The sequence below is a fragment of the Kutzneria sp. NPDC051319 genome, assembly GCF_040682195.1.
In the GTDB taxonomy this organism is placed as follows: Bacteria; Actinomycetota; Actinomycetes; order Mycobacteriales; family Pseudonocardiaceae; genus Kutzneria.
Genome location: NZ_JBFBAM010000140.1, coordinates 1 through 9,504, shown reverse-complemented (window position 1 = coordinate 9,504; position 9,504 = coordinate 1). Strand labels below are relative to the sequence as shown.

General features: G+C 70.3%; 10 protein-coding genes and 1 pseudogene. 4 read left to right on the top strand and 7 right to left on the bottom strand.

Translation table 11 applies throughout. The features are described 5' to 3' along the window. Window positions 1–80: 80 nt before the first annotated feature. Window positions 81–737, bottom strand: coding sequence for a hypothetical protein (locus AB0M73_RS49270; protein ID WP_363907071.1), 657 nt, complete (start codon window positions 735–737; stop codon window positions 81–83). Window positions 738–858: 121 nt separating this feature from the next. Further along, window positions 859–1,005 carry a hypothetical protein gene (locus tag AB0M73_RS49265; protein ID WP_363907069.1) on the bottom strand — a complete coding sequence of 49 codons (147 nt, stop codon included), beginning with the start codon at window positions 1,003–1,005 and terminating at the stop codon, window positions 859–861. 203 nt (window positions 1,006–1,208) lie between these two features. Here AB0M73_RS49265 and AB0M73_RS49260 point away from each other — a divergent pair. The 3 genes and pseudogenes from AB0M73_RS49260 (at window position 1,209) to AB0M73_RS49250 (ending at window position 5,002) form a co-directional block, all read left to right on the top strand. Beyond that, a pseudogene (locus AB0M73_RS49260) lies at window positions 1,209–2,089 on the top strand (IS5 family transposase). A gap of 40 nt (window positions 2,090–2,129) precedes the next feature. Beyond that, window positions 2,130–4,127, top strand: a complete 1,998-nt coding sequence (locus AB0M73_RS49255) for an FAD-linked oxidase C-terminal domain-containing protein (RefSeq protein ID WP_363907067.1) — start codon at window positions 2,130–2,132, stop codon at window positions 4,125–4,127. After that, window positions 4,043–5,002 carry a (Fe-S)-binding protein gene (locus AB0M73_RS49250; RefSeq protein WP_363907064.1) on the top strand — a complete coding sequence of 320 codons (960 nt, stop codon included), beginning with the start codon at window positions 4,043–4,045 and terminating at the stop codon, window positions 5,000–5,002. Before AB0M73_RS49255 ends, AB0M73_RS49250 begins: the two co-directional genes overlap by 85 nt. 37 nt (window positions 5,003–5,039) lie before the next feature. Here the strand turns inward: AB0M73_RS49250 and AB0M73_RS49245 are convergent, their stop codons facing one another. The 5 genes from AB0M73_RS49245 to AB0M73_RS49225 are packed head-to-tail and all read right to left on the bottom strand — an operon-like array spanning window position 5,040 to window position 9,006. After that, complete coding sequence (locus tag AB0M73_RS49245; RefSeq protein ID WP_363907062.1) at window positions 5,040–6,770, bottom strand: glycoside hydrolase family 15 protein; 1,731 nt, start codon at window positions 6,768–6,770, stop codon at window positions 5,040–5,042. Next, window positions 6,767–7,846, bottom strand: a complete 1,080-nt coding sequence (locus AB0M73_RS49240) for an enolase C-terminal domain-like protein (protein ID WP_363907060.1) — start codon at window positions 7,844–7,846, stop codon at window positions 6,767–6,769. Before AB0M73_RS49240 ends, AB0M73_RS49245 begins: the two co-directional genes overlap by 4 nt. Further along, window positions 7,843–8,259, bottom strand: a complete 417-nt coding sequence (locus AB0M73_RS49235; protein ID WP_363907058.1) for an ester cyclase — start codon at window positions 8,257–8,259, stop codon at window positions 7,843–7,845. The genes AB0M73_RS49240 and AB0M73_RS49235 overlap by 4 nt, the downstream gene beginning before the upstream one ends. Further along, the gene (locus tag AB0M73_RS49230; protein ID WP_363907056.1) at window positions 8,249–8,758 is read right to left on the bottom strand and encodes a DUF1360 domain-containing protein; all 510 of its coding nucleotides are present in this window, start codon (window positions 8,756–8,758) and stop codon (window positions 8,249–8,251) included. The genes AB0M73_RS49235 and AB0M73_RS49230 overlap by 11 nt, the downstream gene beginning before the upstream one ends. 5 nt (window positions 8,759–8,763) lie before the next feature. Then, a complete protein-coding gene (locus AB0M73_RS49225) occupies window positions 8,764–9,006 on the bottom strand; it encodes an acyl carrier protein (protein ID WP_363907054.1) in 243 nt (80 codons plus the stop codon). 88 nt (window positions 9,007–9,094) lie between these two features. Here AB0M73_RS49225 and AB0M73_RS49220 point away from each other — a divergent pair. Next, on the top strand, window positions 9,095–9,504 hold a 410-nt coding region (locus AB0M73_RS49220; RefSeq protein WP_363907052.1), incomplete at its 3' end, for a hypothetical protein.

Sequence of the window (9,504 nt, the reverse complement as noted above, 5' to 3'; positions counted from 1 at the left end):
GGGCCCGACCAGGACCAGTTCTTCGAGTTCTGGACGGAGCACGTGCTGCCCCGGGTGCCGGAGCTGGCGGCGGCGCCGGCCTAGCGCACGACGTACACGGGGCACATGGCGTGGTGCAGCGCGGTTCGGGCGGCCAGCCCGAGCTGCGCGTCCCCGCCGACCACGATCAGGTCCGTGCCGTCGGGAACGGAGGCGGCGGGCCGCCGGCGGGCGACCTCCAGCACCGAGCGGCTCAGCTTGGCGAACTCCTTGGCCCGGGCGACCACGACCTCGTCGGAGCCGTCCTCGGCCAGCCAGGCGGTCACCTTGCGGAACTCGCCGTGCACGGCTTGGGGGCGGCCGCGGACGACGACCACGTCGCACTTGGCCGAGCCGGCCAGCAGCATGGCGTGCCGGCCGACGCCCAGGTGGCATTTGTGCTGGCCACGGCAGCCGAGCGCCAGCAGTCCGCTTTCCGCCGACGCGGCCAGCAGGGTCGACGCGGCATCGGCTCCGCTGCTGCGAATCCGCGCCCCCAGCAGCGGATATGGTCGTAGCACGGAGCCGGTGCCGATATCGGCGGGCAGGTCGGCCGGCAGGTCCTCGAACCGCCGGTCGGCCTCGTAGACGTCGAGCTCAAGGCCGGCGCGGTGCGCGTGCCGGGCCGCCCAGCCCAGGGCGGCCCGTCCCCAGTACGAACCGTCCGTGCCCACTGTCACCCGGCTGGGGCGGACTCGCATCACCTGGGAGGGAATCATCAAAGCGGTCCGTCGCCGCTCGCGGTGTGCCACCACATGAACCCCTGAAGTTGTGGGACGGTCCCATGTGGACCGTTGCATCGCTGGATTCCCGGCGATCAGGGGTTTCACACCATCGATCTCAGTCCAGGCCGCGCATCACGTTCGGCTCGTCCTCGCCGTCCGCCGCGAGCTGGGACAGGAACGCCTCGGCCCAGCCGCTGGGCAGCAGCAGCTCCGGTTCGTCCGAAATCGGGTGGGGCTGGTCGGCCACAGTGTTGTCGGCCATGTTTCCTCCCTGAACTGAAGGGAAATCCTCACCCCTAGGTACCCGGTCAGGGGAACTTGACACCTCAAAAGAGATTCGGTGGAACTGGCGGTGGAACTGGACAGGACGGTCAAGGGCGAAGTCAGGTTCGACGCCGGGAGCAGGGCCACCTAGAGCCTGTCCTCAAAGGGGTTGTGGCCGACCTGGTTTGATCTCCAGCTGTGGTGCGTAGGCATGAACTGACTGACCAGCAGTGGCAGGCCATCCAAGCGCTGTTGCCGGCGTCTGGCGTGAAAGGTCGTCCCCGGGTCGATGACCGTCGGGTGATCAACGGAATGTTGTTCAAGGCCAGGACCGGGGTCGCCTGGCGGGATCTGCCCGAGCGGTACGGGCCGTGGAAGACGGTCTACACCCGGTTCTGGCGGTGGGCCCGCGACGGCACGCTGAGCATGTTGGTAGCCCGGGTGCGGGTGATCGCCGAGGCGGTTGACGAGTTGGACCGTGAGGTGTCGGTCGATTCCAGCATCGTGCGTGCCCACCAGCACGCTGCTGGCGCCCGTGGTGTTGTCGCGTCGCACACAGGGGGCTGACGGGGTCGCGTGGTGGGCATAGCGAACCAGATGATCATGCTATCGGTCGGTCTCGTGGCGGTCCTACCACCAAGATCCATCTCGCCTGTGACGGACACGGCCGCCCGCTGTCGGTGCTGCTGACCGCGGGCAACGTCAACGATTGCACGATGTTCACGCAGGTCGTGGACGCGGTCCGGTTCCCGTACGCGGGTCGGGGCCGGCCGCGGACCCGCCCGGACCGGGTGCTGGCGGACAAGGCCTACTCCAGCCGGGCGATCCGGGCGTATCTGCGTCGGCGGGGGATCAAGGCCACGATCCCGGAGCGTCGTGACCAGCGGGACAACAGGGCGCGGCGCGGTCGTGGCGGGGGCCGCCCGCCGGTGTTCGACGCGCAGGCCTACAAGCGGCGCAACGTGGTGGAGCGGTGTTTCGCGCGGCTCAAGCAGTATCGGGCGATCGCGACGCGTTATGACAAGACGGCGGTGTCGTATCAGGGCATGGTTGATCTGGCGGTGCTGCTGATCTGGCTTTGAGGACAGGCCCTAGTCCACCGACGCCTCCAACTACCGCCAGGTGCCCGTCGGCGTTGTCGTCCCGAAGACCGTCGAGGACGCGGTCCGCACGATCCGCGTGTGCCACGAGGCCGGCGTGCCCGTGTTGTCACGGGGCGGCGGCACCAGCCTCGCCGGCCAGTGCTGCAACGAGGCCGTGGTGCTGGACTGGTCGAAGTACTGCACGAGACTGGTGTCGGTGGACGTCGCCGCCAAGACCTGCGTCGTCGAGCCGGGCATCGCGCTGGACGAGCTCAACGACCAGCTGGCCAGCCACAACCTGATGGTCGGCCCGAACCCGTCGACGCACGTCAGCTGCACCATCGGCGGCATGATCGGCAACAACTCGTGCGGCTCCACCGCGCAGGCGTACGGCAAGATGGTCGACGCCGTGGTGCGGCTGGAGGTCCTCACCCACGACGGCTGCCGAGCCTGGGTCGGCGAGACCTCCGACGAGACCTACGAGCGGATCGTCGCCGGGGGTGGCCGGCTCGCCGAGCTGTACCGGGGTCTGCGCGAGCTCCGCGACACCTATCTGGGCGACATCCGCACGCGGTACCCGAAGATCCCGCGTCGGGTCTCCGGCTACAACCTCGACTCGCTGCTGCCGGAGAGCGGGTTCAACGTGGCGAAGGCCCTGGTGGGCAGCGAGAGCACGCTGGTGACGGTGCTGCGGGCGGAGATCCAGCTGGTCGACGTGCTGCCGGCGCGGACCCTGGTGGTACTGGGCTTTCCCGACATCACCGCGGCGGCGGACTGCGTGCCGGAGATCCTGCCGCACGAGCCGGCCGCGCTGGAGGGCGTCGACGACCAGTTGGTCCAACTGGAGCACAGCGAGCACCTGGCCGAACAGGCCATCAAGCAGCTGCCCAAGGGCAGCGGCTGGCTGATGGTCCAGTTCGCCGGGACCGACCAGGAAGAGGTCGACCGGCGCGCGCAGGCGCTCTGCGACGACCTGCACCGCAAGCCCAACGCCCCCGACGTCGCCTTCCTGGACGACCCGAGCCGGGAGGAAGAGCTCTGGCAGGCCAGGGAAGCCGGCCTCGGCGCCACCGCCTACCCGCCGCAGGGACCGGAAACGCACGAGGGCTGGGAAGACGCCGCCGTGCCGCCCGAGAAGCTCGGCGACTACCTGCGCGAGTTCCGCGACCTGTTGGAGCGGTACGAGTACGAGAACGCCTCGCTGTACGGGCACTTCGGCCAGGGTTGCGTTCACACCCGCATTCCGTTCGACCTGAAGACGGCCGACGGCGTCGCCAGCTATCGCCGCTTCGCCAAGGAGAGCGCCGAACTGGTGGTGTCCTTCGGTGGCTCGCTGTCCGGCGAGCACGGCGACGGGCAGTCCCGGGGCGAGCTGCTGCCGCTCATGTTCGGCGCCCGGCTGGTCGAGGCGTTCGGCAAGGTCAAGGCGCTGTTCGACCCCGACGACCTGATGAACCCCGGCAAGGTGGTGCATCCGCATCGGTTGGACGAGAACCTCCGGCAGGGCAGCGACTACCGGCCATGGGAGCCGACCACGCACTTCGCGTATCCCGAGGACGACAACCGGTTCGCCAAGGCCGCGGCGCGGTGTGTCGGCGTCGGCAAGTGCCGTGGGCACGAGAGCGGCGTGATGTGCCCCGAGCTACCGCGCGACCCGCGAGGAGGAGCACTCCACCGCGGTCGGGCGCGGCTGCTGTTCGAGATGCTCAACGGCGAGGTGATCCAGGACGGGACGGCTGGCGCTCCGACGCTGTGCACGACGCCCTCGACCTCTGCCTGGCGTGCAAGGGATGCCAGAGCGACTGTCCGGTCAATGTGGACATGGCCACCTACAAGGCCGAGTTCCTCTCCCACCACTACGCGGGCCGGCTGCGTCCGCTCTCGCGCTACTCGATGGGCTGGCTGCCGCTGTGGGCCCGCCTCGCCGCCTTCGCCCCGAGCCTGGTCAACTCCGTGTCGAACCTGCGCCCGGTCAAGGCCCTCGGCGGCATCGCCCACCAGCGCGCGGTTCCCTTCTTCGCCCGGCGACGGCTGGTGAAGCGGCTGGCCGGCCGGACCAGCCTCGCCGGGCAGCGCGGCAAGGTGCTGCTGTGGCCGGACACCTTCACCAACAACTTCCATCCCGCCATCGGCGAGGCCGCCGTGCAGGTGCTGGAGGCCGCCGGTTTCGAGGTGCTCACTCCCGATCGGACTGTCTGCTGTGGACTGACGTGGATCTCCACCGGCCAGCTCGCCACCGCGCAGCGCGTGGCCCGACGCACGCTGGAAACGCTGAAGCCCCAGCTGCGGGACGGCACGCCGATCGTCGTGCTGGAACCCAGCTGTGCCGCCGTGTTCCGGGACGACCTGCCCAAGCTGCTGCACGGCGACCAGGACGCCCACCGGCTCGCGCACCAGACCAGGACGCTGGCCGAGATCCTCACCGAGCGGGCGTCGGACTGGCGGCCGCCCACGGTCGGCCGGCAGGCTGTCGCACAGCCGCACTGCCACCACCACGCGGTGCTCGGCTTCGACACCGACGAGAAACTCGTGCGCCAGTACGGCATCGACGTGGACGTGCTCGACGCGGGCTGCTGCGGCCTCGCCGGCAACTTCGGCTTCGAGCAGGAGCACTACGAGGTGTCTATGGCCTGCGCCGAGGACAAGCTCCTGCCGTCGCTGCGCCAGGCCGGCGCGGAGACCCTCGTGCTGGCCGACGGTTTCAGCTGCCGCACCCAGATCGACCAGTCCGACGTCAACCAGCGGCCGATGCACCTGGCCGAGGTCATCGCGGCTGCGCTGCAGGGGGCGCAGCCGCAACCCGAGCGGCCGTCCGCGCCGAGCAGGGCGGCGCGGACGGCCGTGGCCGCGGCGGCGGTTGCCGTCGCCGCTGCCGGCCCGGCCGCAGCGTGGCTGTATCGACGTTCACGCTGAGGCCGAAGGGAACGCCCCGCCTCGGCGGGGCGTTCCCTCATGTCGGCCTGTCGTGGGCCAGGCGAGCCGAGCATTCCAGCAGCATGCCGTGCACGAAGGCCTGCGGGATGTTGCCGCGCAACTGTCGCTGGCGCACGTCGTATTCCTCGGTGAACAGGCCGGGCGGCCCGCAGGAGGCGCGGTTGCGCTCGAAGCGGCGGGCGGCCTCGATGTGGTCGCCCTGGTGGTGTTCGGCGAGGGCCAGCCAGAAGCCGCACACCAGGAAGGCGCCCTCGGCCGCACCGAGCTCACGGTCGTCGTGCCGGAAGCGGTAGACGTAGCCGTCGCGGCCGAGGTCCTCGCGCACGGCCCGCACGGTGGCCACGCTGCGCGGGTCGTCGGCCGGCACCGCACCGCGGATTGCCGGCAGCAGCAGCGAAGCGTCGACGGAATCGTCCTTGGTGGACCGCTGCCAGCGGCCGCTGGGGTGCAACGAGGTCCGCGTCGTCTCGGCCAGAATGGCGTCGGCCAAGGTCGTGCAACGGTTGGTCATCGTGAACCGGGCGGTGCGACGCAGGCCGGCGACGCAGGCCAGGTTGGAATGGGTCCAGGACCGCTCCTCCAACTCCCACACGCCGGCCTCGGTCCTGCGCCACTCCCGCTCGATGGAATCGACGGCGATCTTGAGGGCCCGCTCGGCGTCGGGGGTCAGGTGGTCGTGCTCGGCAGCCGCGGCGAACAGCAGCAGCGCCTCGCCGAAGGCGTCCAGCTGGAACTGGTGGCGCACGCGGTTGCCGATGCGGTCGGTTCCGCCGGGATAGCCCGGGAGGTCGAGTTCGCGCTGGTCCGGGATCTGCCCGCCGGTCACGGTGTACGCCGGCTTGAGGTCGGGGCCGTCCTCGATGAGCCGTTCGGCGACGAAGCGGACGGCGTCATCCATCAGGCGGTGCGGTTGGTGGGCGGCGACGGCCTCTCCCACGTAGCACTGGTCACGGATCCAGGCGTACCGGTAGTCGTAGTCGCCGCCGAGCTTCGCCCGCTCCGGCAACGACGTCGTGGCGGCGGCGACCATGCCTCCGGAGCCGGCGGTCAGCCCGGTCAGGACGGCGTAGGCATGCCTGGTGTCGTGCGGCACGAGGGTGTTCACACAGTCCGGCACCGCCTGCCGCCACCCGTGTTCGGTTTCCTGCCAGCACAATTCCGGATCCGGCGGCGGCCCGTCGAACGGCCGGTCGGACACCTCCAGCACGAAGTCGTGATGCCGCCCGGCGTCCACCCGCACCTGCCCGTCGGCGGCACCGCTCCAGCGGATCCACAGTGGACCGCTGCGCATGGTCCACACCGCGCCGTCACGCCGCACGTCGCGCACCTCGGCCTGGCCGAATCCGGCCCCGGGCCGGCAGCGAACCCGCATGTCGACCGGATCATCACTGGCCAACACCCGTCGGAGCAGCACCGCGCGGTGGGGGTCGGCCGGGAGGGCCAGCGCTTCCCGGCACTCCACGATGGTGTCGCGAGTGCTCCACCGACTGTGCCAGATCAGGGTTCCGGGCTCGTAGTAGCCGCCCCACACGTGCCACGGGTCGGCCGGCGCCACCTGGTAGTGCCCGCCGCCGCCGATCAGCGCACCGAACACGGCGTCGTCGTGCCACCTCGGCGCGCACATCCACGCCACACAGCCTTGCGGGTCGATCAGCGCGCCACGTTCGCCGTCGGCGACAAGCGCGTACTCGCGTAGCACGTGCGGCGTGCAGTCCAGTCCGTCCACAGCGGACGGATACCCGCTCATCGCACCCGGAATCGCTTCGCGTCGGCCTCCTTGAACACCAGCCCGTTGCCGGGTGTCTCGGCCGGGATCAGGCAGCCCTGGACCGGTTCGAGCACACCGTCGAACAGCATCCGCTCGATGCGCACGTGGTCGTGGAAGTACTCCAGATGTCGCAGATGCGGCGGAACCGTCGCCGCGTGCACGTGGGCCGACGGGGCGCAGTGGGCGGACATCGGCTTCGTCACCGCCGAGGTGACCCGCAGCCATTCGGTGATGCCGGCACAGCGGGTGATGTCCGCCTGGAGCACGTCCACGCACGGCGCCATGTCCTGGAAGTACTCCAGGTGGTAGCCGTACTCCCCCGCGGTCACGTCCAACGGCAGGTCACGGGCCAGGCTCGCCAGTCCGGACAGGTCGTCGGAGCTGACCGGCTCCTCGAACCACGTCACGTCGGCCCGCTCGACCAGCCGCTGACCCAGCCGCAGCGCGGTGACCTGGTCGTACGCCCCGTTGGCGTCCACGTAGAGCTCGGGTTCGCCGCCGATCGCCTCGCGGACGGCGCAGGCCCGGTCGAGGTCGTCCTGGGGTGAGATGCCGATCTTCATCTTGACCCGCGGGATGCCCTGCTCGACCCAGCCGGCCAGCTGCCGGACCAGGTCGTCGCGGGAGTACGTGGTGAAGCCGCCGGAGCCGTAGACCGGGACTTCGGTCCGGCTGCCGCCGAGCAGCCGGTGCAGCGGCACGTCGAGGGTGCGGGCCTTGGCGTCCCACAACGCCATGTCGACGGCGGCCATCGCCATCGAGCACAGGCCGGGGCGGCCGAGGTTGCGGACGGCCGACCGCATCGCCTCCCAGGCCGAGCCGGTCTCCCGCACGTCGATGCCCACGACTCGCGGCGCCAGCAGGCCGTCGATCAGCACCGTCAGGCACTCGTGGCCGTAGGTGTGGCCGAGGCCGGTCACACCGGCCCGGGTGCGGACGGTCACGACAACAAGTGTTGTCGCGTCCCACGAGAGGGTGCCGTCCGCCTCCGGCCCGTCGGTGGGCACCGTGTAGGCGGCGGCCTCGACCTCGGCGACCTCGTTCCCGTCGGTCATGACGGGACAGCGACGTTGAGGCGGCCCAGGATCGCGAGGTCGTCGACGGCGCCCCAGCGCTCGACGATCTTGCCGTCGGCGAAGCGGGCCATCTGCATGCCCCGCGTCTCGACCCGGCGGCCGGTGCCGGCGACGCCGTGGAAGCGGCCGTGCTGCGTGCCGCTGAGCCGGTACGCCATGGCCACGTGGTCACCGTCGGCGATGAGCACGTCCTCTTCGAGGTGCAGGTCCGGGAACGCCGCACTCAGGTCGGTGAAGTACCGCTGCACGCCGTCGAAGCCGCCGCCGTGCTCGGGCGCCGGATCATGGTCGACCAGGTCGTAGGCGTACACCTCGTCGAGGCGGTCGAACGCCTGCCTGTTGACCAGCTCCAGCAGCCGCCGGACCGTCCGGACATTGCGTTCACGAGTCATCCCCAGCGTCCTTCGCGTTGTCGTACGCCAGTTGCAGCCCGTCCGAGACGGCCAGGGCGGTCAACGTGGCGCACACCAGCCGACTCAGCTTCGGCGCGAACACCAGTCCCGCGGTCAGGCCGGTCGCCAGCCACACCGACAGGCAGAACGGGCAGGTCACCAGTTCCCCGGCGGCATGTCGCATGCCGTGGCCGCGAACCGACTCCATCACCTCGCCGTCGCCGGCCGGTTCCTCGTACCGCGTGAACGGCGCGCGCAGCGGGCTGGTCACGGCGTCCTTGGTCAGCAGGCGGCTCAGCTTGAACGTGCCCACCGCCAACAGCGCCGTGTCGGAAAGGCTCAGCGTGGGCGTCGAGATCTTCAACGCCTTGGCCAGGGCGGCGAGACCTCCGGTCACGCCGCTGTACACGCCGAGCACCGCCAGGTAGCCACCCAGGGGGCGTTCCTCGTCGCCCTGGTACTGCTGCTTGACCCGGCGGATCAGGGTTTGCGTCGACATCCGTGTCACCGAACCGCCGGACCGGCCTTGCTCGTCTGACCGATGCGGGTCAGGAACTCGTGGCAGCGCCGCGCGCGCTCGGAGTCCTCGGCCATCACCTGCTCGAAGAACTCGGCGATCTCGTTCTCCCCGGCATTGCGGGCGTCCCGCGCGTACTGGCCGTAGTCGTGGCCGCCCTTGAGCGAGTGGTACTGGACCGAGATCAGGTCGAAGCTCACGTCGTCGAAGCCGGTTTCTCCGGTGGCCATGTCTCGTCTCCCTTCGTTGTGTTGTCTTCTCGTTGTGTTGTCTTCCGATAAGGCGTTACCCCGCCACGGCGCGGGTAATCGTCGCGCCATGGGTGAACTGCGGGTGGCGATGGTCCAGGGCGGCGTCGACCGGCGTCGCGACGGCGTGGCCGACTACACCGGACATCTGGTGCCGGCGTTGTGCCACGTCGGCGTCGACGTCGTGGAACTGGCGGCGGGCGCGGATCTCGTGCACGTCCAACACGCGCCGTTCGGATTTCCGGACGGTATGGGCGAGGCTCGGTTTCCGGCGCCGCTGGTCACCACGTTGCACGAGTACGACGAGACCCTCGTCCCGCTGAGCGAAGCCTTGGTGGTGACCAACCCGTCGCACGCTCGTGAGCTTCGCCGCCGCACCGGACGGTCGGCGTGGCACATCCCGCTGGCGCCGAACGTGCCGGTGTGCGACGTGCCCGCGCGGCGGTTCGACGGGACGACCGTGGTGTTCTTCGGGTTCGT

Bases quoted from the DNA above. Each gene is read 5' to 3' on its own strand.
- AB0M73_RS49245 (WP_363907062.1), bottom strand. From the start codon at position 6,770: ATGAGCGGGTATCCGTCCGCTGTGGACGGACTGGACTGCACGCCGCAC.
- AB0M73_RS49270 (WP_363907071.1), bottom strand. From the start codon at position 737: ATGATTCCCTCCCAGGTGATGCGAGTCCGCCCCAGCCGGGTGACAGTG.
- AB0M73_RS49235 (WP_363907058.1), bottom strand. From the start codon at position 8,259: ATGACTCGTGAACGCAATGTCCGGACGGTCCGGCGGCTGCTGGAGCTG.
- AB0M73_RS49265 (WP_363907069.1), bottom strand. From the start codon at position 1,005: ATGGCCGACAACACTGTGGCCGACCAGCCCCACCCGATTTCGGACGAA.
- AB0M73_RS49230 (WP_363907056.1), bottom strand. From the start codon at position 8,758: ATGTCGACGCAAACCCTGATCCGCCGGGTCAAGCAGCAGTACCAGGGC.
- AB0M73_RS49240 (WP_363907060.1), bottom strand. From the start codon at position 7,846: ATGACCGACGGGAACGAGGTCGCCGAGGTCGAGGCCGCCGCCTACACG.
- AB0M73_RS49225 (WP_363907054.1), bottom strand. From the start codon at position 9,006: ATGGCCACCGGAGAAACCGGCTTCGACGACGTGAGCTTCGACCTGATC.